Source organism: Actinomadura harenae, assembly GCF_003696215.1.
Classification (GTDB): Bacteria; Actinomycetota; Actinomycetes; order Streptosporangiales; family Streptosporangiaceae; genus Spirillospora; species Spirillospora harenae.
The window spans coordinates 41857-64795 of record NZ_RFFG01000048.1; the positions used below are offsets into that span (position 1 = coordinate 41857).

The 22939-nt window shown below is 72.7% G+C and carries 18 protein-coding genes; 9 read left to right on the plus strand and 9 right to left on the minus strand.

Going from position 1 to position 22939, the window contains the following annotated elements; translation table 11 throughout:
* Positions 1-35 precede the first annotated feature (35 nt).
* From EBO15_RS24935 to EBO15_RS24945, 3 genes are all read right to left on the minus strand, one after another.
* On the minus strand, positions 36-1730 hold the full coding sequence (locus EBO15_RS24935; RefSeq protein WP_199744789.1) for a phospho-sugar mutase: 1695 nt from the start codon (positions 1728-1730) through the stop codon (positions 36-38).
* Positions 1727-2527, minus strand: coding sequence for a purine-nucleoside phosphorylase (locus EBO15_RS24940; RefSeq protein WP_122196871.1), 801 nt, complete (start codon positions 2525-2527; stop codon positions 1727-1729). Before EBO15_RS24940 ends, EBO15_RS24935 begins: the two co-directional genes overlap by 4 nt.
* A gap of 69 nt (positions 2528-2596) precedes the next feature.
* Positions 2597-3049 (minus strand): gamma-glutamylcyclotransferase, encoded by a 453-nt coding sequence (locus tag EBO15_RS24945; protein WP_122196890.1) that lies wholly within the window; start codon positions 3047-3049, stop codon positions 2597-2599.
* 73 nt (positions 3050-3122) lie between these two features.
* Between EBO15_RS24945 and EBO15_RS24950 the strand changes: the two genes are divergently transcribed.
* Positions 3123-4508 (plus strand): NAD(P)H-quinone dehydrogenase, encoded by a 1386-nt coding sequence (locus tag EBO15_RS24950; RefSeq protein ID WP_122196872.1) that lies wholly within the window; start codon positions 3123-3125, stop codon positions 4506-4508.
* 60 nt (positions 4509-4568) lie between these two features.
* On the opposite strand, the gene EBO15_RS24955 is transcribed toward EBO15_RS24950, so the two are convergent.
* From EBO15_RS24955 to EBO15_RS24970, 4 genes are all read right to left on the minus strand, one after another.
* The gene (locus EBO15_RS24955; RefSeq protein WP_122196873.1) at positions 4569-4895 is read right to left on the minus strand and encodes a DUF5313 family protein; all 327 of its coding nucleotides are present in this window, start codon (positions 4893-4895) and stop codon (positions 4569-4571) included.
* 224 nt (positions 4896-5119) lie between these two features.
* On the minus strand, positions 5120-6466 hold the full coding sequence (locus EBO15_RS24960) for a hypothetical protein (protein WP_122196874.1): 1347 nt from the start codon (positions 6464-6466) through the stop codon (positions 5120-5122).
* A gap of 285 nt (positions 6467-6751) precedes the next feature.
* Positions 6752-8524 carry an acetyl/propionyl/methylcrotonyl-CoA carboxylase subunit alpha gene (locus tag EBO15_RS24965; protein ID WP_122196875.1) on the minus strand — a complete coding sequence of 591 codons (1773 nt, stop codon included), beginning with the start codon at positions 8522-8524 and terminating at the stop codon, positions 6752-6754.
* A 411-nt stretch (positions 8525-8935) separates the two neighbouring features.
* Positions 8936-9184, minus strand: a complete 249-nt coding sequence (locus tag EBO15_RS24970; protein WP_122196876.1) for a type B 50S ribosomal protein L31 — start codon at positions 9182-9184, stop codon at positions 8936-8938.
* A gap of 204 nt (positions 9185-9388) precedes the next feature.
* Between EBO15_RS24970 and EBO15_RS24975 the strand changes: the two genes are divergently transcribed.
* The 8 genes from EBO15_RS24975 (at position 9389) to EBO15_RS25015 (ending at position 17186) form a co-directional block, all read left to right on the plus strand.
* On the plus strand, positions 9389-10165 hold the full coding sequence (locus tag EBO15_RS24975) for a hypothetical protein (protein ID WP_199744790.1): 777 nt from the start codon (positions 9389-9391) through the stop codon (positions 10163-10165).
* A 271-nt stretch (positions 10166-10436) separates the two neighbouring features.
* Positions 10437-10709, plus strand: coding sequence for a WXG100 family type VII secretion target (locus EBO15_RS24985; RefSeq protein ID WP_122196877.1), 273 nt, complete (start codon positions 10437-10439; stop codon positions 10707-10709).
* A 214-nt stretch (positions 10710-10923) separates the two neighbouring features.
* Complete coding sequence (locus EBO15_RS24990; RefSeq protein WP_122196878.1) at positions 10924-11163, plus strand: hypothetical protein; 240 nt, start codon at positions 10924-10926, stop codon at positions 11161-11163.
* Complete coding sequence (locus EBO15_RS24995; RefSeq protein ID WP_122196879.1) at positions 11163-13319, plus strand: hypothetical protein; 2157 nt, start codon at positions 11163-11165, stop codon at positions 13317-13319. Before EBO15_RS24990 ends, EBO15_RS24995 begins: the two co-directional genes overlap by 1 nt.
* A 576-nt stretch (positions 13320-13895) precedes the next feature.
* Positions 13896-14147 (plus strand): PLD nuclease N-terminal domain-containing protein, encoded by a 252-nt coding sequence (locus tag EBO15_RS25000; protein ID WP_199744791.1) that lies wholly within the window; start codon positions 13896-13898, stop codon positions 14145-14147.
* 47 nt (positions 14148-14194) lie between these two features.
* Positions 14195-15115, plus strand: coding sequence for a MerR family transcriptional regulator (locus EBO15_RS25005; protein ID WP_122196881.1), 921 nt, complete (start codon positions 14195-14197; stop codon positions 15113-15115).
* A gap of 239 nt (positions 15116-15354) precedes the next feature.
* Entirely contained in the window at positions 15355-15984 is a 630-nt protein-coding gene (locus EBO15_RS25010) for a class I SAM-dependent methyltransferase (RefSeq protein ID WP_122196882.1), read from the plus strand.
* Positions 15981-17186: an MFS transporter gene (locus tag EBO15_RS25015; protein WP_122196883.1), complete on the plus strand. Its 1206-nt coding sequence runs from the start codon at positions 15981-15983 to the stop codon at positions 17184-17186. The genes EBO15_RS25010 and EBO15_RS25015 overlap by 4 nt, the downstream gene beginning before the upstream one ends.
* Positions 17187-17245: 59 nt before the next feature.
* On the opposite strand, the gene EBO15_RS25020 is transcribed toward EBO15_RS25015, so the two are convergent.
* Both EBO15_RS25020 and EBO15_RS25025 read right to left on the minus strand, forming a co-directional pair.
* Positions 17246-17596 carry a YrdB family protein gene (locus EBO15_RS25020; protein ID WP_122196884.1) on the minus strand — a complete coding sequence of 117 codons (351 nt, stop codon included), beginning with the start codon at positions 17594-17596 and terminating at the stop codon, positions 17246-17248.
* Positions 17597-17736: 140 nt separating this feature from the next.
* A complete protein-coding gene (locus EBO15_RS25025) occupies positions 17737-22239 on the minus strand; it encodes an FtsK/SpoIIIE domain-containing protein (protein WP_122196885.1) in 4503 nt (1500 codons plus the stop codon).
* Positions 22240-22939: the final 700 nt, after the last annotated feature.

Below are 22939 nucleotides of genomic sequence, written 5' to 3' on the forward strand. Positions count from 1 at the left end.
CCGGGCGTTGCGGCCGGCCGGCGTCCTCCGGGCGCTCAGGCGAGGAGCCCGGCGAACGCCTCGCGGAGCGCCGCGAGGTCCGCCGCCGCGCGGGCGCGGGCCGCGTCCACGTCGTCCCCGGCGGGGGCGACGACCTCCAGGTAGCACTTCAGCTTCGGCTCGGTCCCGGACGGCCGCACGACCACGCGCGCGCCGTCGAGCCGGAACCGCAGGCCGTCGGTCGGCGGCAGGCCGTCCACGCCCTGGGCGAGGTCGTCGACCGCGTCGACCGGGCGTCCGGCCACCTCCTTCGGCGGCTCGGCGCGCAGCCGGGCCATCGCGTCGGTGATCAGCGACAGGTCGTCCACGCGGATCGACAGCTGCGCGGTCGCGTGCAGCCCGTACCGGCGGGCCTGGTCGTCCAGCAGGTCGAGCAGGGACCTCCCCTGCGCCCGCGCCTCGGAGGTGAGCGACGCGGCCGCGACGGCCGCGCTCACACCGTCCTTGTCGTGGACGATCACGCCGCCCTCGGCGCCCACGCTGTAGCCGAGCGCCTCCTCGTAGCCGAAGACCAGCCGCCCCTCCGCCTTCATGATCCACTTGAAGCCGGTGAGGGTCTCGGCGAACCGCACCCCGTGCCCGCGCGCGATCGCGCCCAGCAGCGAGGACGACACGATCGTCGTCACCACGAGCCGGTCGTCGCCCGAGGTGTGCCGCAGGACGTGCTCGGCGAGCAGCCCGCCGACCTCGTCGCCGGTCAGCGCCCGCCAGCCGCCGTCCCGCGTCGGGACGGCGAGGGCGAGCCGGTCCGCGTCCGGGTCGTTCGCGATCACCAGGTCGGCGCCCGTCCGCGCGGCCAGCGCGAGGACGAGGTCCATCGCGCCCGGCTCCTCCGGGTTCGGGAACGCGACGGTCGGGAAGTCCGGGTCGGGCTCGGCCTGCTCGGCGACCACGGCGGGCGCCGGGATCCCGGCCCGCTCGAACGTCCGCAGCAGCACGTCCCGCCCGACGCCGTGCATCGGCGTGTAGGCGACCTTCAGCCCGTCCGCGTCCGCGACCGGCAGCACGCCCAGCGCGTCCAGGTACGCCTCGACGATCTCGTCGCCGAGGACCGTCCAGCCCTCGCCGAGGGGCAGCCCGTCCACGCGTCCGACCGCGTCGATCGCCTCGGAGATCTCCCGGTCCACCGGCGGGACGATCTGCGCGCCGTCCGACCAGTACACCTTGTAGCCGTTGTCGCGCGGCGGGTTGTGGCTGGCGGTGACCATGACCCCGGCCGCCGCGCCCAGGTGCCGGACGGCGAACGCCAGCACCGGCGTCGGCAGCGGCTCCGGCATCAGCCAGGCCCGCAGCCCCGCCCCGGTCACGACCGCCGCGGTGTCCTCGGCGAACCGGCGCGAGTTGTGCCGCGCGTCGAACCCGATCACCACGCCGGACCCGGCGGGCAGCCGGGCGGCGAGCCCGGCCGCGGCGCGCATCACCGTCACCCGGTTCATCCGGTTCGGGCCCGCGCCCAGCTCGCCGCGCAGGCCGGCCGTCCCGAACGCCAGCCGCGTCCCGAACCGGTCGCGCAGCTCCGCCCCGCCGTCCAGCGGCTTTGCTTCGTTGCTCAGCGGCTCCGCCGTGTTGTTCAGCGGCTCCGCCGCGGCGTCCAGCAGCGCCGACAGCTCGGCCCGCGTCTCCGGATCCGGGTCCTGGGCGAGCCAGAGCTCCGCGCGCGCCCGCAGCTCCGTCAGGTCGGGAGCGGTCATGCCTTGGCCAGGACGTCCGCGAGCAGGCGGCCCATCCGGGACGCGGCGGCCTGTCCGGCCTCCAGGACCTCCTTGTGGTCCAGGAGCTTGTCGCTCAGCCCGGCCGCGATGTTGGTGACGAGGGAGATGCCCAGCACCTCCGCGCCGCCCTGCCGCGCCGCGACCGTCTCCAGGACGGTCGACATGCCGATCATGTCCGCGCCCATCGTGCGCAGCATCCGGATCTCGGCCGGGGTCTCGTACGTCGGGCCGCGGAACGCCGCGTACACGCCCTCGGCGAGCGTCGGGTCGGTGGCCTTCGCCAGGGCGCGCAGCCGCTTGGAGTACGCCTCGGTCAGGTCGAGGAACGTCGCGCCGGTCAGCGGGTTCGCGCCGGTCAGGTTGAGGTGGTCGGAGATCAGCACCGGGTCGCCGACCGACTGCGTCTCGGGCCGCAGCCCGCCCGCCGCGTTCGTCAGGACCACCGTCTTCACCCCGGCGGCCAGGGCCGTCCGGACGCCGTGCACGACCGGCTCGACGCCGCGTCCCTCGTACAGGTGGGTGCGGCCGAGGAACACCAGGCAGCGCCGCCCGCCGACCTCCACGATCCGGATCCGGCCCGCGTGCCCGGCCACCCCGGGCGCGGAGAACCCGGGCAGCTCGGTCACGGGGATCTCCGCGACCGGCTCGCCCAGCTCGTCCGCCGCCGGGACCCAGCCCGACCCCATCACCAGGGCCACGTCGAAGGCGTCGAAACCGCTCATCCGGCGGATCTCGCGCGCGGCGGCCTCGGCCACCTCAAAAGCGTCGTTGCTCACGACCCGACATTACCGGCCGAGATCACCCGGCCGGACGGGCGCCCTGACCGGGCGCCGGCCGGGCCGCCGTCAGTCGCCGAGGGACTTGCAGGGCCGCTCGCGCAGGGACTTGACGTAGTCGTCCGGCGCGCCCGCCCTCTCCGCCGCGTCGGCGAGGATGCCCAGGTAGCGCGCGGACGGCAGGCCGCCCTCGTAGTCGTCCAGGACGTAGATCCACGCCAGCGCGTCGCCGTCGAGGGTCTGCACCCGGATCCTGATCTTGCGGTAGACGCCGAGCGCCGCGCCCTCCCAGGCGTCGAGCTCCTGCTCGTCCCAGGACGGCACGTCGTACAGGACGACGAACACCTGGTCGAAGCGGTCCTCGACGACGGTGGCGAGAGCGCCCTCCCAGCCCTTGTCCTGACCGCCGAAGGTCAGCCGCCAGCCGGACAGCCAGCCCGTCCCGCGCATCGGCGAGTGCGGGGCCCGGGAGGCCATCTGCTCATGATCCATGTTGGAGGCGTACGCCGCGTACAGTGCCACGTCCACCGAGGGTACGCCCCTCCATACCCGGTCGGGGTCCGAGCATCGGACCGCGTGCAGAAGAATGGGAGGCGTGACGCGCATTGTGATCATCGGAGGAGGCCCAGGCGGCTACGAAGCCGCCCTCGTCGCCGCGCAGCTCGGCGCGGACGTGACCGTGGTGGAGCGTGACGGGCCCGGCGGCGCGTGCGTGCTGACCGACTGCGTGCCGTCCAAGACGCTGATCGCGACGTCCACCCGCATGGCGGTGATGAGCGAGTCGTCGGCCCTGGGCCTGCGGTTCAACGGCGGCCCGGACGGCATCGTCGGCGGTCTCGAGGTCGACATCGAGACTGTGAACAAGCGCGTCAAGGACCTCGCCCGCGCGCAGTCGTTCGACGTCGCCGAGCGGCTCGCCTACGAGGAGGTCAAGATCGTCCGGGGCGAGGCGCGGCTGGTCGAGCCGCACGTCGTCGCCGTCGGCGACCGCCGCATCCGGGCCGACATCATCCTGCTCGCGACCGGCGCGACCCCCCGGGTGCTGCCCAGCGCCGAGCCGGACGGCGAGCGCATCCTCACCTGGCGGCAGCTCTACGACCTGCCCGAACTCCCCGAGCACCTGATCGTCGTCGGGTCCGGCGTGACCGGCGCGGAGCTCGCCGGCGCCTACCTGTCGCTCGGCTCCAAGGTCACCCTGGTCTCCTCGCGCGACCGCATCCTGCCGTCCGAGGACGCCGACGCCGCGTCCGTCCTCCAGGAGGTCTTCCTCCGCCGCGGCATGAAGGTCATGTCCCGCTCCCGCGCCGCGGGCGCCGAGCGCACCGGCGACGGCGTGACCGTCACCCTCGAGGACGGCACGAAGGTCGAGGGCTCGCACTGCCTGATGACCGTCGGCATGATCCCCAACACCTCCGGGATCGGCCTGGAGGACGTCGGCGTCGCCCTCGACAGCCGCGGCTTCGTCGTCGTCGACAAGGTGTCCCGGACGTCCGTCCCGCACATCTACGCCTCCGGCGACTGCACGGGCGTGCTCATGCTCGCGTCCGTCGCCGGCATGCAGGGCCGCATCGCCATGTGGCACGCCCTCGGCGAGGCCGTCCAGCCGCTCAAGCTCGGCTGGGTCTCCTCCAACATCTTCACCGACCCCGAGGTCGCGTCCGTCGGCGTCACGCAGCAGATGGTCGACTCCGGCGAGGTCAACGCCCGCACGGTCATGCTGCCGCTGTTCACCAACGCGCGCGCCAAGATGCAGGGCTTCGAGGACGGCTTCGTCAAGCTGTTCTGCCGCCCGTCCACGGGGATCGTCCTCGGTGGCGTCATCGTGGCCCCGCGCGCGTCCGAGCTGATCCTGGGCGTCTCCCTGGCCGTCCAGCAGCACCTCACGGTCGACCAGGTCGCGCACACCTTCGCGGTCTACCCGTCCCTGTCGGGCTCGATCACCGAGGCGTCCCGCCGCCTGATGTCCGAACACGCCTTCTGATCTCGTCGCGACTCGAGCGGCCCGTCCCTCCCGGGGTGGGCCGTTTCGCGTTTTCGCACGTCAGCGGCGCTGGCCGGGTGGGACTTCGAGGCCGTGGCGGTGGAGGCGGGAGCGGCGGAGGTCGTCGGCGCTGACGGCGACGGTGAGGGTGCTGGCCATGAACGCCAGCAGCGCGACCATGAGGCGCACCCACCAGGGGCCGGGGAGCAGGGCGAGCGCCAGGGAGACCGGGATCATCAGCGCGATGTGCCGGACGACCAGCCGCGTCCGCCAGCCCGCGTCGGTGAGGTCGTGCCGGACCCAGTCCAGGTTCTCCCGGGGCAGCCGGAACCCCAGCGTGTACCGCACACGCCGCAGCGGGCCCGGGTCACCCGGAAGACGCCTCATGATCGTCCTATCTGTCCCGACAGGGGTTATGTGCCCGGTTCGGACGGCCCTGCACCCCCCGACCGCGACGGCCGGTCCTGTTCTCTCTCCGGGGCGCCGGACGGGGACGGGAACGGGACCGGCCCGCGTCCTCCGGTGAGGAGGACGCGGGCCGGTCCGTGGTGTTCGCGCGGTGCTGCTCGGAACAGGTGCTCAGAACGGGCGCTCGGAACGGGGAGCGAGGGTTACCAGTCGCCTCCGCCGCCGAAGTCTCCGCCTCCGCCGAAGTCGCCGGAACCGAAGTCCCAGCCGCCGCCGGCGTCACCGGAGTCGCCGCCGAAGCCGCCGAACCCTCCGCCGCCGCCACCGATGTTCGCCATGTCGTGGTGACCGCCCCAGCCGCCCATCATCGAGCCGAGCATGGTGCCGATCATCATTCCGGACAGCAGGTCCATGCCGCCGTACGACTGGTAGTAACCGCCCGCGTAGGGCGCGTAGGCAGGGCCCGCGTCCCAGTAGGGACGGCGTCCGTCGCCGTAGGGCACCATGCGGACGTCGGGCTGCCCGCCGCTCAGCACCGCCTGGGCGTCGGACGCGCAGGCCGGGACGGAGCGCGGGGCGCCGCCCGCCGGGGCCCACATGACGTCCTGGACGGACGGCCCGTGCTGCGGGTTGAAGAAGCAGGGCGCGCGCCGCTCGGGCACCGGACGGCCGTCCAGCAGGGCGCGGCAGGCGATCATGTGGAAGCGGCCGCCCTCCAGCGCGGTCGTGACGGCCTGCATGTCCTCGGGACGCCGGGCCCCGTCGGTGGCCGTCTTCGCCGCGTCGTAGGAGTTCATCGCCTGCTCGTACTCGGACTTGGCCTCGGCGTTCAGGCTCGGGTCCATGACGTTGAGGTCCAGGGCGGCGATGTCCTCGCCGAGCTTGGTCACGTCCTCCTCGACGCCGCGCTTGAGCTCGGCCATCTGCCGCTCCTGGCGCGTCCGGCGGCGCTTGCGCACCACCAGGAACGCCGCGACGCCGCCCGCGACGACCAGGACCAGCAGGCCCAGGACGACGAACATGCCGACCGTGCCGGCCTTCTCCTTGTCGGCGGCCTTCTGCTCGGCCTTGTCGGAGAAGTCGATCACGCGCTGCTTCAGCGGCTCGCCGGACACCTGCGACACCAGCTTGTTGGCGTCCTTCGCTGAGAGGTACGAGCCCTTCTTGGTGAGGGCGAGCATGTGCTTGCCGTCGGACGCGATGGCGACGTAGACCTGTCCCTTGTCCACGCGCGTGGCGACGGCCTTCAGCATCGACACGGTCCCCGACTGGGAGTTGTTCCCGTCGGTGACGACGACCCTGATGTCCGCCTTCGAGTTCTTGTCGAGAGCCGCGTTCATCTCGGCCACGTCGGACGACGGGACCTGAGAGGCGACACTGGTGTCCACGTAGACGCGCGAACTCGTCAGGCCCTTGGCGATCTGGCTCGCCGAGTCGTCCGCGCGGGCGCCGGTGCCCCACAGACTCACCAGCAGGACGGTCAGTACGGCGACCCCCGCCGCGAGAACACCACGCCTGGCCGTACGCCGTGGTCTGTTTTCGGATCTCATGATGGTCAGTGTGCCTCCTTGCTGAATAAGACGAGCTCAGCCCCGTGGTCGTTCCGGCGCCGCCCGCGACTCCGCGGCTTTTGGTGAGACCTTCGTCACACTCTCGCGGTTTTCACCCCGGAAAGGTCCCGCATTCCCCTCAACACCGGCAACCCGCCCGGACCATCCCCGACCCGGAGCAGACGGCCAGGATGAAACGCCTGAACACGCACGAAACCCGCGCCCTGCGGCCGCAGGACACGGGTTCGTGGACGCGAGGAGACCCTGATGTGGCCCCCGCGGGGGTCAGGAGTCCTTGATCTCGCAGATGACGGCGCCGCTGGAGACCGTCTGGCCGACGCCCGCGGACAGCCCGGTGACGGTCCCGGCCTTGTGCGCGGTGAGCGGCTGCTCCATCTTCATGGCCTCGAGGACGACGATGGTGTCGCCCGCGGCGACGGCCGCGCCGTCCTCGGCGACGATCTTGACGATCGTGCCCTGCATGGGGGAGACCAGGGCGTCACCGGACGCCTGCGCCGCCGCCCCGCCCTTCCTGCCGCCGCGCCGCCGGGCCGGGCCCGCCTTCGCCGCGGGAGCCGCGGAGACGCCCAGCGAGGACGGCAGGGTGACCTCGATCCGCTTGCCGCCCACCTCGACGGTGACGGTCTCACGGGCCCCTCCGGCCTCGTCGTCCTCACCGGCGGCCGGGGTCGCGAACGGCTCGATGTCGTTGGCGAACTCGGTCTCGATCCACCGGGTGTGGACGGTGAACGAGGACGCGTCGTCCGCCGGGACGAACGCCGGGTCGTCCAGGACGCGGCGGTGGAACGGCAGGACGGTCGGCATGCCGTCCACGACGAACTCGTCCAGCGCGCGGCGCGCCCGCTCGACGGCCTGGCGGCGCGTCGCGCCCGTCACGACCAGCTTGGCGATCAGCGAGTCGAACTGCTGCGGGACGGTCTGCCCCTTCACGTACCCCGAGTCGAGCCGGACGCCCGGACCCGACGGCGGCTGCCAGTCGGTCAGCGTCCCGACGGCGGGCAGGAACCCGCGGCCCGCGTCCTCGGCGTTGATCCGGAACTCGATGGAGTGGCCGCGCAGGACGGGGTCTCCGTAACCGAGCTCCTCGCCGTCGGCGACGCGGAACATCTCGCGGACGAGGTCGATCCCCGCGACCTCCTCGGTGACGGGGTGCTCCACCTGGAGACGCGTGTTGACCTCGAGGAACGAGATCGTGCCGTCCTGGCCCACGAGGAACTCGCAGGTGCCCGCGCCCACGTAGCCCGCCTCGCGCAGGATCGCCTTCGACGAGCTGTACAGCAGCTCCATCTGCGCGTCGGTCAGGTAGGGGGCCGGGGCCTCCTCCACGAGCTTCTGGTGGCGGCGCTGGAGCGAGCAGTCGCGCGTCGACACCACGACCACGTTGCCGTGCTTGTCGGCGAGACACTGCGTCTCCACGTGCCGGGGCTTGTCGAGGTACCGCTCGACGAAGCACTCGCCGCGTCCGAACGCGCCGATCGCCTCGCGGACCGCCGACTCGTACAGCTCCGCGACCTCGCCCAGCTCGCGGGCCACCTTCAGGCCGCGCCCGCCGCCGCCGAACGCCGCCTTGATCGCGATCGGCAGGCCGTGCTCCTCGGCGAACGCGACGACCTCGTCCGCGCCGGACACCGGGTCCTTGGTGCCCGCGACCAGCGGCGCGCCGACCCGCTGCGCGATGTGCCGGGCCTGCACCTTGTCGCCGAGCGCCGTGATCGCCGCCGGGGGCGGGCCGATCCAGGTCAGCCCGGCGTTCTCCACCGCCGCGGCGAAGTCGGCGTTCTCGGCCAGGAACCCGTACCCGGGGTGGACGGCGTCCGCGCCGGCGTCGGCGGCGATCTTCAGCAGCTTCTCGATGTCCAGGTAGGACTCGGCGGCCGTCGTCCCGCCCAGGGCGTACGCCTCGTCCGCCACCCGAACGTGCAAGGCGTCCAAGTCCGGCTCGGCGTACACCGCGACACTGGTCAACCCGGCGTCGCGGCAAGCGCGGGCAATACGGACCGCGATCTCCCCGCGGTTGGCGATCAAGACCTTGCGCACGTGGGTCTCCTCCCTCGACTCGCACGCGCAGTCTAGATAAGAGCCTCGAAGTCGCCGACGGTAAGCCCCTCCTTATGAACCGCCCGGTCGCGGGCGTCCGTCCCCGGGGATGGCGAGCCCGCTCACGGGGCGGCGGCGAAGGGCCGTCCGAACCGGGTAGGTGAGCGTTCACTTATGGCCTGCACGCTGGGCGGACGCGGCCATGCCCGGCTTCTCCCGCGATTCCTCGGGACCTGCTCCGCTCCGCCCGGGTGAAGGGGGGCGCCGGGCGGGCGAGCGCTCAAGATCACACTGCGTCGGGGGCGTTCACCGCGTCACGGCGTACGCGGAAGTGCCGTCCGCGAACGTGCGGACATGAGGAAGCCCCCGGCGTCGCGCCGAGGGCTCCTGGGGTGACGGGGTGCTCTTGTGTCAGCTCTTGCGGCTGTAACGCCGGTTGAACTTCTCGACGGCTCCGGTCGAGTCGACCAGGCGGCTGCGCCCCGTGTAGAAGGGGTGGCTCGCCGCGGACACGTCGACGTCCACCACCGGGTAGGTGTTGCCGTCCTCCCAGGTCACCGTCTGCGACGGCCGGACCGTGGAGCGCGTGAGGAACGCGAACCCGGCGCCGCGGTCGCGGAACACGACCGGCTGGTACTCGGGGTGGATGCTCTGCTTCATGATCGCCTCCGGGGTGGACGGATGGTCGGTGGTCGCCGCGCTGCCGGTGGGACGGTTCAGGCGGTTCGCCCCGCCCGCATCGCGGACGCCCCGTACAACCGGGTGGCAATGGTTTTCATTCCAGTCATCCGAAACGGGTCTCCCTGAGAGGTGATCAACCGGTGTATCTTCTGCGGGGATCCGCGGAGATTCGCAGGGAGACGCATGGTTCGGCACGGATCGCGGCTGGTGCTGCTGGCCGCGCTGGCCTGTTTCGTGGCGGTGCCGTCGTCGGCGCGCCCGAGCCGTCCGTCGGTGGACGCCGACACCACCCGGCAGCTCACCGTCGCCGCCGGGGCCCTGCTCGAGTTCCGCTCCCAGGCGCTCGTCGACCGCCGCCGCCAGGACCGCCGCCCGCCGACCGAGGTCCTCGGCGTCAAGATCGCGCCCGACCTCGCCGAGGACCAGGAACGCGCCGTCCGCGAACTGTCCAACCGCAACCGCGCGCCCGTCCCCGGCGGCCCCGCCTACGTCGCCGCGAAGACCCGGCTGTCCGCGGGACGCGCCGTCCGGCACGGCGACCACATCACCCTGGACGTCACCGAGCACACCGACCTCAGCTACGGCGGCGGGCGCATCGAGCAGTCCGTCCGGCGCCGGTTCGAGTTCGTCCGGCGGGGCGAGCAGCTCGTCCTCGTGGGGGAGCGGGTCACCGACCCGGGCGCGCACCCCGTGAACGACCCGGACCCGGTGGACGAGCCGTCCCCGTCCACGCCGAGCCCGGAACCCGAGCCGCCGAAGCCGTCCGCGCCCGAGACCGTGACGCCCGACCCCTCGCCGACGCCGACCACGCCGAGCCCGACGCCGTCCAGCCCGTCGGCGACGCCGACGGCGCCGTCCGGCTCGCCGACCTCGCCGACCCCGTCCCCGACGCTCCGCACGCCGGAGCCGGGCCCGGTACCGGTCATCCCGCCGATCACGCTGACGCCGCCGTCGTTCTGACCGTCCGGGATGTTGCGCATTCCTCTTTCGTCCGTCAGAAGGCGGGTCAGAATCCGTCCGGAATGCGATCTCCTGGCCGCATCCGGCCAGCGCGAGCCGACCTGAAAGGGGCTCAAACGGCGCGGGAGGACCGTGGCGCGCCTGGCCTCCTGTGATCCGTGGGGCGTAGGCTGGCGGGCATATTCTTCGGGGCCCGGAGAACGCGCCACGGCGAGGCGGCGAGCGCCCGGCGTGGTCCAGCGATCGCAACCAGCGACGAAAGGGTCGGAGCATGAGCGGTGACAAGCGCGGCGCCAGCATCGGGGCACTCGAAGACATGTCCCGGATGTTCAGCAAGCACTCCCGGAACCTCGACGCCCTCATCAAGGACCTCAACGGCCGCACCGTCGGCAGCACCGAGGTGTGGTGGGGCCCCGGCGCCGACCGCTTCCGCAGCGCCTGGGCGGAGGCCAAGACCGCCTTCGACAAGATGGCCCTCGCCCTCGAGGAGGGCGGCCAGGACATCAAGCGGTCGCAGCAGAACATCGAGGCCGCCACCCGCTGACCGCACCCGCTGACGGCACCCGCTGATCGCGGGCCCCCTGGACCGCGGGTCCCGGCCCATCCCCCCGAGGCCGGGACCCGCACCCGCGGTCCTCACCCCGTTCCTCGTGACATGTCGGGACATCCGTCGCGACACGGAGTCACGATCCAGGAACAGGCCGCCGCGCGCACCGGCGCGCGTGCGACAGTCGTCCTCGTGACGACGGAGGGTGACGATGAGCGGACCTGACGCGCTGGAGCTCCGGATGCTCCTCGGCCGGGCGCAGAACCTCTCGGACGAGCACTGGCGCCTGCTGACCGGACCGCGCCGCGCCATGGACGACCACGCCTGGGTCGGCGGCCCGTCCGCCACCGGCTTCGCGTCCCGCCTCGAGGACGCCGAACGCCGCCTCCAGACCCAGCTCGCCAAGGCCGTCCAACTGCTCCGCGACAAGTCCAACACCCCGGCCCTCTGATGGGCGACGCCTGGCTCGCCCCCGACACCTGCGGCGTGAAGCTCGCCGAGTTCGAGGCGATGACCCGCCAGATGACCCGTGCCGCGCCCGCCCTCGCCACCCTCGCCGACCAGCTCTGGCAGACCCTGCACGCCGCCGGCGTCTCCACCGCCCCCGCCCTGGAGATCCGCCGCCTCGCCGCCTGGGCCACCGACGCCGCGTCCGACCTGCGCCGCCGCAACCTCCTCGCCCACGACATGGACCGCCGCACCACCGCCCCGAAACTCTGCGCCCCGGACGGCACCTACCTCACCCTCCCGGACCGCTTCGGCGACCAGGTCTCCCACTTCGAGGGCATCAGCCTGGCCGACGTCCTCCGGCGCGCCGCCGCAGGAGACCGCTCCGCCTGGAAGGAACTGGACCGCATCCGTCCCGAGGACGTCACCCCCGCCTTCGCGAAGGCCCTGACGACGTCCCTCGGCGCCGACGGCCTCCTCGCCGTCCCGGTCGCCCTCGCCGAACGACTCGCCGCCGACATGAACCTCGAACCCGCCGACGGAAGCCTCCACCTCGTCAGCGACACCCAGATCAACGCCGACGCCGAACGAGCCCGCGGCGCCCTGTCGATCCTCACCCGCTGCCTCGCCCTGACAACGGACCCGCAAGGCAAAGGCTCCATGGGCGACCAATTCCTCATCCGACTCCGCGAAGCAGGCCGCTCCCGATTCACGAATGGCGTGGACGGATACCAGTCCCTCTCCACCCTGCTCGCCGCCGACGCCACCACCGCGTTCTCTCCGGCCTTCTTCCGCGTCATCGGCCACGACATGATCGCCTACGACCGGGACCGCCGAAAGACCTCCCCCGACGTCGTCACCGACCTCAGCGGCCACTTCCACCTGGGCAACGCCCTCGACGCGGGCACCACCAAGGTCGTCCGCGAATCCGGCGGCCTCCTCGACCGCCACGACGTCCACCCCCAGCGCGAAATCCTCTCCCCGCTCCTCGAGACCGCCGCCCACTCAGGCCGCGACGCCGCCCAAACCCTCCTGACCGGCTGGCACGGCCCCTTCGCCCCCAAGGACCCCACCCTCAAACCCGACTCCGACCTCTACTACCTCATCCACGACCTCCGTCACGACTGGGGCCGAACCGACCACGGCAAGTCCCTCGGCAACGCCCTCCGCACCGCCACCACCTCCCAAGACGAAGCCTCAACAACCCTCACCCTCCAAGCCGCCAAGGTTCTGGCCGATGACGCTCGCACTCACTTCGGCGTCGATGTGTCGGGAAACAGGATCACGATCGGGGACGGCGCCGATGACCTGGCGGCAATGCGTCCTGCCATGGCTGATGTCCTTGCCCAGCACATCGGCAAGGTTCAAGAGGTCTATCGGTTCTTCCAGAGCACGACGAGAGAGGAAGGGGCGACACCTCTCCGCAACGGCGATCTCGACTATGCGCTGCTCGACATCTGCCGTGACGCCAACGCCTACGACACCTTGCTCAAGGCCCAGGTCGCTCACGCTCGCATCCAGATCGACCGGACGATCGCGGAGGGACAGGACCTCCCCAACGCGCTGAAGGGCGAGGGCCGGATGCTCGGCCATCTGATCGAGGCCCGCAACCGGGCGGTCGGCGGAGAGAAGGCACGGCTCGCAGAGGACCTGGCCAGGTTGAACGCCGAAGCGGACAGATTGACCGGCCTCATCCCTGTCGCGGGAACCTACGCCCGGTACGCGGCAACGCTGCCCAAAGGAGAGCAGGCGGCGACGTGGCTCACGGGCAAGGTCATGGCGGCGATGAAGGCGCAGGTCGTCCAGCACCTCGCGGAGAAGCCCGACCCGACCGTCCTCGCCTCCAAGGACAATGCCGAGGCCGTCGAACGCCTCTTCACCCAGATGGTCACCTCCAGCCTCGTGGAGCACGGCAAATACTCAGCGGCAGACGTGAGTGGACAACCATTCGCCGACCCGACCCATCCTGGCAAGATAAAGGCGATCGATTCGATGAGCGGGACTGAGCTAAACTCTCTGCTTTCCTGGGCGAATGAATCGGTGAGCCTAGGCAATATGAGTGATGATCTTTCTGGTGCACTGGAGCGTGGAAGGGTAGATACTTCGGGCCACTATCGTGATGATTCCGGTGATAATCTGCCGCCGAGTGTGAGTAGGTGATCCTTGTTCAGAGGGGTTCTCGGCGTCTGCTGCTCTGTTGCTCTTGTCGCATCCTGCTCGGGTTCTGGCGGTGAGCGGTCTGTGAGGCTGCCGTCCAAGCCCTTGGTGGAGAGCGCTCCATACCTGTGTGACCTGGTGCCGAAGCTGGCGTTCCAGATGGCCGTCGGCATCACGGGGGATATTGATGCCCGATGGGTCAGTGCACCGCAGGCGGTCAAGCACATTTGCCTGGGTGATGTCGATGGTAGATTCCCACTCGGGGTGAATTGGTCCTTCGCTGACGGGGATACGGTTATTGAAAATCAGTGGAGGCAGCGAAATGGGGTGGGGGTGCATCGGCTGCCACGAGAGCTTGGGAACGGCATTGCCTCGACGTCCCCTGGGAGATTTACGCCTGAGCGTCCCAACTATGTGATTGCTGCCTTCTCGTGTGGTCGGCGTCGGCCCTTCCTGCGTATTGATTTTGTTTCGGTGGTGGGGGGGCGGGATGCTTTGGGGGACATGGTGGGGTTCATGCGGATTGCTGAGAGGCGGTTCGGGGAGATTCATGGGTGTACGCCGCGTCCGGAGTGAGGCGTGGGTGGTGGAGTGGAGGTCGTGGTGGGGGAGAAGCGGTCGTGGGGGGAGTTGAGTGTGGGGCAGCGGCGGATGATCGTGGGGGCGGCTGTGGTGCAGTGGGGGCTGGCCATCGCGGCGCTGGTGGATCTGCGGCGGCGGACGGCTGAGGAGGTTCGGGGGTCGAAGCGGGTCTGGCGGGTGGTGGCGTTCGTGAACTTCGCGGGGCCGTTGGCGTACTTCCTGTTCGGACGGCGGAAGCGGGACGGCTGAGAATCGGGGTTGCATCTCCAGCCGCTGGAGGTCGCAGGGTTGGGGTCATGGCGGACGGACTGGTCTTTTCCATCGGGGAGTTGGCGCGGCGCACCGGGTTGTCGGTGAAGACCGTGCGGTTCTACTCGGATGAGGGGCTGGTGCCGCCCGCCGGACGTACAGGCGCAGGTCACCGGCTGTACGACGTGCGCGCGCTGGCTCGGCTGGAGCTGGTGCGGACGCTGCGGGATCTCGATGTCGATCTGGCGACCGTCCGGCGGTTGCTGGAGCGGGGCGTCACGTTGCCCGAGATCGCGGCGGTGCACGCCGAGGCGCTGGACGCGCAGATCCGGACGTTGCGGTTGCGGCGGGCGGTGTTGCGGGCGGTGGCCAGGCGCGGATCCGACCCTGAGGAGTTGAAGATCATGCATGATCTGGCGCGGTTGTCCGCGGAGGAGCGGAACGCGATCATCCACGAGTTCATCGACGCGACGTTCGGTGGGCTGGACGCGAATCCGGCGTTCGTGGAGATGATGCGGGCGGCGATGCCGGAGCTGCCGGACGATCCGGAGCCCGAGCAGGTCGAGGCGTGGATCGAGCTGGCCGACCTGGTGCGGGACGAGGACTTCCGGGCGTCGGTGCGGCGGATGGCCGAGCATCAGGCGGAGCGGGCCGAGGCGGAGCTGCATCACGAGTTGACGCGGGCGGTCGTGGAGAAGGTCGAGGCGGCGCGGGAGGCGGGGGTCGCGCCGGCGGACGCCGGGGTCGTCGTGGACGAGCTGCTCGGGCTGTACGCGGAGACGTTCGGGGAGCGGGATTCGCCCGAGTACCGGCGGAGCGTCCTGCTGCGGGTGGAGACGGCGAACGACCCGCGGGCGGCGCGGTACTGGGCGCTGCTGGGGAAGATCAACGGGTGGCCCGCGCAGCCCGATCTGACGCCGGTGTTCGCGTGGTTCGTGGCGGCGCTGCGCGCTCACCTGGACGGCTGAGCCGCCGGTTCGGAGCGGACGAGTTCGAGTGGGCGGCCCATCCGGTCGGGGGCTCAGCATGACCCGGTGAGTTCCTGTGGTCCTCGGGGGAGGCCCCGGTGTTTCGGTGGCCGGTTTCGGCAAGGGGTGGGCTGTCTGCGGGGACGTGGTGCGGCGGGAGGTTCGGTGGTGCGCGGGGGCGGTGACGGGGGGACGATCGGGGCGAGCCCGCGACCGCCGGGCACGGAGGTGAGGGACCGGTGCGGACCACGAACGAACGCGTGCTCGCGGTGTTCGACGCCGTCGCCGACCGTTACGACCGTCAGATGGCGACCTGCGAGCGGTGGCTGTTCCCGGGCAGTCGTGCGTGGGTGACCGGCCGCGCGGAGGGACGGGTCGTGGAGATCGCCGTCGGGACGGGGCTCAACCTGCCGCTCTACCCGGAGGCGGCCCGTTCCGTCGTCGGGATCGATCTGTCGGGGGCGATGCTCGCCGTCGCGCGCAAGCGGGTCGAGGACGAGAAGCTCGGTGACCGCGTCGAGTTGCGGCGGGGCGACGCGCAGCGTCTGGACCTGCCGGACGGTTGTGCCGACACGGTCGTCTCCACGTTCACGCTGTGCTCGATCCCGGATGCGGACGCCGCCGTCCGGGAGGCGTTCCGGCTGCTCAGGCCGGGTGGACGGTTCGTCCTGGCTGAGCATGGGCCGTCGTCCGACCTCGTCGTGCGGACGTTGATGCGGCTGGTGGAGCCGCTGGTCCTGCGGCTTTCGGCGGACCATCTGACGCGCGATCCGCGTCCGATACTGCGTGCCGCCGGGTTCCGGATCGAGCATGTCGCGCGCGACCGCCTGGGGGTGAGTTTCCGGATCCTGGCCGTCCGCCCGGAATGAGTGGTGCGGCCCGGCGGGTCTTCCTCGGCGGGCAGGCGGTGTCGCTTCTGGGGGACGGGCTGGCGGTGCTGGCCGTTCCGCTGCTGGTGCTGCGGCTGACGCGCGATCCGCTGCTCGCGGGGCTGGCGGCGGCGCCGCGCGGGATCGGGTACCTGCTCGTCGGGGTTCCGGCGGGCGCGCTCGCCGACCGGTGGAACACCTGGACGGTCCTGGTCGTGGCGGACGTCGCCCGCGCCGGGGTGTTCGTGGCGTTGCCGGTGATGGTCTGGGCGGACGCGGCGCCGCTGCCCGTCGTCCTGGGGCTGGCCGTCGTGGCCGGGGTCGCGACGGTGTTCTTCGACGCGGCGCTCGGCGCGTCCCTCAAGGACCTGTTCGCGAACGAGGGGCTGCTGCGCGCGAACGCGGTGATGGAGACGTCCGCGCAGCTCGCGGCCGTCGCCGGCCCGGCGACCGTCGCGTTCCTCGCGGCGACGGCGGGCCTGGGGACGGCGCTGCTGGTCGACGCGGCGACCTTCGTCGTCTCGTGCGTGTCGCTTCTGTCGGTCGCCCGGCTCCGTCCGGGGCGTCCCGCGGCGCGTCGAGGCGGGCGTCGAGGCGGGCGTGGCGTCGGCGAGGGAGTGCGGTTCCTGCTCGGGTGCCGGCCGCTGCTTGCGGTGACGGTGGTGCAGGTGGGCGTGAACCTGTGCCTCGCCGTGGACACCCTGATCGTCTACCTCGGACGGGTGACGCTCGGCCTGCCGACGCACGCGATCGCGGCGCTGGTGGCGGCCGAGGGCGTGGGCGGCGTCGCGGGGGCGGTGGCGGCGGGCCCGGTCGCGCGGCGGCTCGGCGCGATGGGCGCGGTGACGGCGGGCGTCGTCGGCGTCGGGGTGTCGCTGGCCGTGATGGGGATGGTCGCGGACGCGTGGACGCTCGTCGCGGCGAACGCCGTCCAGGGCGGGGCGGTGACGCTGGCGAGCGTGGTGAACCGCAGCGCGCGGCAGGCGTGGATCCCCCGGGAGCTGATGGGACGGGTCACGACGATCATCCGCTCGATGGTCCTCGCGGTGACGCCGCTCGGGGCGCTGCTGGCGGGCGTGGCGAGCCGGACGTCCGGGGACGATCCGCGCCCGGTGTTCGTCGTGGCCGGGATCGTCGCCGCCGGGACGATCCTGGTCGGCTGGGCGGTCGTCCTGCGCCGCCTCCCGCCCCCGCCCATGTGACGCTCGGCCGGACGGTCATGGCCGCGGCGTCCTCATCGGGGAGCCGGCCGCGGGACGGGTCACTGCTTCCAGGTGAGGCGGAGGATCGCGTTGACGGCGTAGACGGCGGCGAGGATCAGGGCCGGGGCCAGCGAGGCGGACGCGTGGAGCGCGAGCGCGGCGACGCCGAACCAGGCGATCTCGAAGGCGGCGCGGGCGACGCCGTGCAGGGCGAAGGTGGCGTTGTCGCCGCCGCCCGCCGCGAACAGGCCCCAGAGCGTCGCCATCGCGATCGGCGCGCCGAGCCCGGCGATGATCCGGACGGCCCAGTTCGAGTCGAGCGTGAAGCCCCAGTAGCCGACGGAGATCAGCACGCCGAGCTCCAGGAAGAACATCACGGCCAGGTTGGCGTTCTTGGCGAGTGCGAGCACGCGGGCCTCCGGCGTCCGAGAGGGTGACTTCCGTCCGAATGAGAGCAATGCTCTCGCGAACGACGCTCACAGTCAAGAGCAGTGCTCTCGTAAGGGAATGGGCGACCCATGCCCTCAGGGAGGCCGCCGGATGGAGGGGGTCAGCCGTTCAGCGGCGGTGGCAGCGCCACCTGGATCTGGGTGGTCGTGCCCGAGCGGACGAGCAGACCGCGCCCGGCGGGCCCGCCCAGGGACGCGTTCCGGGGGAGCCGGAGGCCGAACAGGTCGCCGTCGTCGGGTGAGTCGACCGACAGCAGGACGCCGGAACGCGACCGCCGCGCCTCGGCGAGGAAGCCCCGGTAGCCGCGTCCGAGGTCCTCGGTGGTGCCGCCGAGGACGAGCGCGTGCTCGCCGTCGCGGGCGGTCCGCAGGACGTCCCGGAGGGCGTCGTCCAGGTCGGACTCGTCGAGCAGCTCGGCGTCGTCCACGACCACGGCGTAGCGGTGCTCGGTGCCGATCGCGTCCTCGAGGTCCTCGGGACCCGAGTCGGCGGTGAGCAGGGCGAGGACGCCGGGCCGCCCGGCGAGCATCCGCAGCGGGGACCGGCGCGGCGTCACCAGGACGACCGGGACGAGCCCGCCCGCGACGGCCGGGTTCAGCAGCGACTCGACGATCGTGCGGAGCGTCGTGGAGCGTCCCGAGCGGGCCGGACCCGCGACGACGAACGCCGGGCCCTCGTTCAGCAGGTCGACGCCGGCCGGGGCGAGGGTGTCGCCGCCGACGCCGACCAGCGACCAGAGCGGGGACGGCGGCAGCAGGTCCGGGTCGAGCTCCATCGCCTCCCGGTAGGTCGTCCGCACCGGCAGCTCGTCCACGTGCAGCGGACGCCGCCCGCGCGGGAGGCGGCCGTAGCGGGCGGCGGCGTCGCGCGCGACGTCCTGGAGCGCGGCGACCTGCGCCGTGCCGGACGGGTCGTCCGCGAGCAGCCCGATCTGCGACTCGCGCGGCGGGACGCCCGGCGCGACGACCTCCAGGACGCGTCCCGGCGGCATCGCCGCGGGGACCTGGCGTTCCTGGAGCCCGGCGTAGCCGTAGTCGTTCGGGTCGGCCATCCGCAGCACCAGGCGCCGGTCGAACACCGTGGAGACCTGGCCGGTCAGGCCCGTCCGGTCGCCGGTGAAGACGGCGCGCAGCCCGACGGCCGCGCCCTCGCGCAGCAGTCGCAGCGTCATGTCGACGAGACGGCCGTAGTCGTAGGAGTCGAACGCGCCGACGAACCCCTCCCAGCGGTCCAGCAGCAGCACCATCCAGGGCAGCCGGTCGGCGGCGGCGACGGCCGCGCGCTGCTCCGACAGGGACGCGAAGCCCGCCTCGGCGAGCAGCTGCTGCCGCCGCGACACCTCCGCGCCGAGCGCGGTCAGCAGCCGCTCGCAGCGGTCGAGCTGGTCGCGGGTGACGACCGCGCCGCAGTGCGGCAGCGACACCAGCGGCAGCAGCGCCCCGGCACCGCAGTCGATCGCGTACAGGTGCGCGTCGAACGGCGAGCACGCGGCCGCGAGCGACGCCGCGAACGTGCGCAGCGCCGTCGACCGGCCGGACCGGGCCGTCCCCGCGAGGTACAGGTGGCCGCCCTTCACCAGGTCGGCGACCAGCGGCTCCCGCGACTGGACGGACGGGAGGTCGGTCACCCCGAACGGGATCGCCGGGACGTCCACGACCGAGCCCCCGGCGGCCGTGCGCGGCTCCAGCCGGACCCGGTCCGGGAGCGGCGTCAGCCACGGCGACGGCTGCCGCCCGATGCCCGCGCGGCGCGCCGCGTCCTCGACCGCGCGGACCAGGACGGCCAGGTCGGTGACCGTCTCGCCGGACGCGTCGTCCAGCGGCTCGCGCGGTCCCGGGAGCGGGCGGCCTAGGCCCTGCCAGCCGACGGTGTGCACGTCGGCGCGTCCGGCCGGGGAGCCCGGCGCGGGCCGCCGCCCGCCGACCCGCGCGGTCTGCACCAGGCGCGGCTCGTCCACGCCGGACCGCACGTAGCAGCGGCCCGGCGTCGCCTTCCCGATCCGCGCCGCCTCGGGCGCGTCGATCACGTCGGTGGACTCGTCCGGGTCGGTGACGCGCAGCGCGATCCGCAGGTTGGTGTTCGCGCGGATGTCCGCCGTCACCACCCCGGCCGGACGCTGCGTCGCGAGGATCAGGTGGACGCCGAGGGACCGTCCGCGCCGTCCGATGTCGACGAGCCCGGCGACGAACTCGGGCAGCTCGGCGACCATCGCCGCGAACTCGTCGATGACCAGGACGAGGCGCGGCAGCCCCGTGCCGCCGTCCGCCTGGTAGTCGTCGATGTCCTTCGCGCCCGCGCCGAGCAGGATCTCCTCGCGCCGCCGCAGCTCCGCCGACAGCGACTCCAGGGCGCGTTCGGTCGCGTGCCCGTCGAGGTCGGTGACCATCCCGACGGTGTGCGGGAGGCGCGCGCAGTCGGCGAACGCCGCGCCGCCCTTGTAGTCGATGAGGACGAACGTCATCTCGTCCGGCCGGTTCGCGACGGCGAGGGACGCGATCAGCGACTGGAGCAGCTCGGACTTGCCCGCGCCGGTCGTCCCGGCGACGAGCCCGTGCGGGCCGTCGTAGCGCAGGTCGACGGAGAAGGGGCCGTCCGCGCCGACCCCGATCGGGACGCGGGTGGCGCGGCCGCCCGTCCGCTGCCAGGAGCGCAGGACGGCGTCGGCGTCGGGCTCGGGCATCGCGAGCAGGTCGAGCAGGCGCGTGCTCGCGGGGACGGCGTCCGCGGAGTCCTGCCGGGACACGTCCCGGACGGGCGCGATCGCGCGTCCGACGCGTTCGGCCCACGCGACGGGCACCCGGTCGGCGAGGACCGGGCCGACCGCGTCGAGCCCGTGGCCGCGGAGCCGGACGGCCGGGCCGTCCTCCTCGAACGCCGCCACGACGTTGCACTCCTCGGGGAGCAGCCGTTCCTCGTCGTCCACGCAGATCGCGTGGATGCCGTACTCGGCGCCGCGCGCGAGCAGCATCGGCATGCCCGGCTGGCGGCGCAGCGCCCGAGCGCCGTCCAGGACGACGAGGATGTTGTACGGGATCGCCTCGGGCGGTCTGCCCTGCCCGAAGAAGCTCTGCGCGGCCTGCGCGGCGCGGCGCCGCTCGCTGACCCGGATCGCGAGTTCGGTAATACGGTGAGCGAGCGATTCCGGATCCGAACCGACGAGCGCCGTGCACTCCTCGCCCTCGCGCGGGCGCGTGTGCGGGATCCACCGCACCCAGTTCCACTCCTCGCCCGCCTCGGCGTCCGCCGTGAGGACGACGATCGCCAGGTCGCGCGGGCTGTGCAGGGCCGCGGCCTGCGCCACCAGCCACCGGGCGAGGCCGCGTGACGCCGTCCGCGGGCCGGTGATGCCGAGCACCCCGACGTCCGGGAGGGGCAGCGAGACCGGGACGAGCCGCGCCATCGGGACCTCCGGCACCGGCGTCCCGTCCGGGCCGAGCGCGCCGCCCGCATCCGGGGCCAGGACGCGCCCGGCGCCGCTCGCGTTCGGGTTCGCGCTGGTCGCGAGGCCGCCACTGAGGCTCGACGAGGGACGGCCCGGGTGCGGCCCGTCGCTGCGGATCTCGATGAGCGCGGGCAGGTCGGCGAGGCCGAGGCGCAGGTGCAGCGCGTCCGGGTCGGTCATGCGCCGCTCCCAGAGGCGGCGGCGCGGGCCGGTCGCGGTCAGCAGGATCTCGGCCGGGTCCGGGTCGGCCTCGCGCCGCTCACGCTCGTCCTCGCGGCGCAGCCCGGCCAGGTGCTCGCCGAACGCGGCGCTCTGCGCCTCGTACTCGCGCATCGCCTTCTTGTGGGACTTGCGGCCGTACATCCGGTCGCCGATCCACTCGCCGAGCGTCATCACCGGCCACGCGAGCGCGAACAATGCCCACCACCACTGGCCCATCGCGAACGCCATGACCAGGCCGAACGCCGAGAACAGCAGCGCGCCGAACAGCCGCAGCCGCTCCTTCGGGTCACGCTCCGGACGCTTCGGGACGTCGATCCGCCGCTTCCGCACGGCGGGCCTCAGCCGCGGCGGCCGGTTGAACGCGAGCCCGCCCTCGGCGAGCGGCTCCAGGTGCGTGTCGGGGTGCGCGCTGGCGGCCAGCGCCAGGACGCTCGACCCGACGGCCAGGACGCTCCCGACCGGCCACGCCCGTTTCCCTTCGAGCGGCGTCCCGTCCAGGACGGCGTGCCCGATCGTGTGCGCGGACGGCTCGACCTCCGCGCCCTCGCGGCCGACCGAGACCCGCAGCGACACCTCCGGGACGGTCGGGTCGTCCAGCGTGAGGTCGGCGCGCGCGCCGGACCCGACCGTGATCGTCCCGAACCCGAGCCGGTGCACCGGGCCGGCCGACGGCCCGCCGACCACCCGCACCTCGACCAGCCCGGACGGCTCGGCGAGGTCGGTCGCGGCGGCCGTCCGCCGGTCGACGGCGACGACCGCGCCGTCCCGCAGCCCGCGGGCCGCGGGGGCCTGCGGGTCGAGCATCCGGCCGTCCGCCCAGAGTCCGTCGCCGCCCGCCGTGAGCGCCCGCGCGACCCCGCCGACGGTGGCGCGGTCGTCCACGTCCGCCACGACGTCCCGGGGTCCCTCCTGGGTCAGCGCCGTGAACGAGATCCGCATCCCAGCCCCTCTGTCCTGCGCCATTCTGTCCTGCGCCATCACACGCATACGCATATGTCCGTCACACGCACACGTCACTCACGACCCGCGTCCTCGGACGGCAGGGTGGCTCGCGCGGTGGTGCGGGCCGCGCCGGCCGGGCCTCACTTTAACGAGAAGGGGCGTCACGGTCCCGGCGTGCGCGGAGGTCTTCCGCGGGGCGGGGGAACGGGGCGGGGGAACGGGGCGGGGAAACGGGGCAGGGAACGGGGCGGGGACGCGGCGGGGGAACGGTGGGTCGTCGCGGGAATGCGGACGGCGTTCGCCGCCGTTCCGGACGCGCCGTTCCCCGCCTTTCCCTAAAAACGAACATATCGCTCTTATCGGGTGTCCGATTCGGTGGTGTCAGTGCCCGGTGTGACCCAGGGTAAGCCGCGAAGTGGTCGGCGAAACGGCTGGTCACCTGCGCTTCTTTGGTCACGTCCCGGGTACGTCCGGCCGAATCCGTTGACGGGGGCGCGTCCGTCCCGCAAGCATGGATCGCCCGACGAATCGGAGATCTCTACGTCCGAGGTCTCCGGCGGGCGCGAAAGGAGCACGTGGCTGCCCCCATGAAGAGCGACCAGCGGGCGACGAGCGGACGGGGCGGGCTCGCGGCGAGCCCGGCGGGCGGCGGGCTCGGGTCCACCGGGCTCGGCACGGCGGGCGGGCAGCGGCTGCC

What these genes read in the sequence shown, in the direction of transcription:
- EBO15_RS24935 (WP_199744789.1), bottom strand. Translation starts at nt 1,730, where the DNA reads ATGACCGCTCCCGACCTGACGGAGCTGCGGGCGCGCGCGGAGCTCTGG.
- EBO15_RS24955 (WP_122196873.1), bottom strand. Translation starts at nt 4,895, where the DNA reads ATGAGGCGTCTTCCGGGTGACCCGGGCCCGCTGCGGCGTGTGCGGTAC.
- EBO15_RS24960 (WP_122196874.1), bottom strand. Translation starts at nt 6,466, where the DNA reads ATGAGATCCGAAAACAGACCACGGCGTACGGCCAGGCGTGGTGTTCTC.
- EBO15_RS24970 (WP_122196876.1), bottom strand. Translation starts at nt 9,184, where the DNA reads ATGAAGCAGAGCATCCACCCCGAGTACCAGCCGGTCGTGTTCCGCGAC.
- EBO15_RS24975 (WP_199744790.1), top strand. Translation starts at nt 9,389, where the DNA reads ATGGTTCGGCACGGATCGCGGCTGGTGCTGCTGGCCGCGCTGGCCTGT.
- EBO15_RS24985 (WP_122196877.1), top strand. Translation starts at nt 10,437, where the DNA reads ATGAGCGGTGACAAGCGCGGCGCCAGCATCGGGGCACTCGAAGACATG.
- EBO15_RS24990 (WP_122196878.1), top strand. Translation starts at nt 10,924, where the DNA reads ATGAGCGGACCTGACGCGCTGGAGCTCCGGATGCTCCTCGGCCGGGCG.
- EBO15_RS24995 (WP_122196879.1), top strand. Translation starts at nt 11,163, where the DNA reads ATGGGCGACGCCTGGCTCGCCCCCGACACCTGCGGCGTGAAGCTCGCC.
- EBO15_RS25005 (WP_122196881.1), top strand. Translation starts at nt 14,195, where the DNA reads ATGGCGGACGGACTGGTCTTTTCCATCGGGGAGTTGGCGCGGCGCACC.
- EBO15_RS25015 (WP_122196883.1), top strand. Translation starts at nt 15,981, where the DNA reads ATGAGTGGTGCGGCCCGGCGGGTCTTCCTCGGCGGGCAGGCGGTGTCG.
- EBO15_RS25025 (WP_122196885.1), bottom strand. Translation starts at nt 22,239, where the DNA reads ATGCGGATCTCGTTCACGGCGCTGACCCAGGAGGGACCCCGGGACGTC.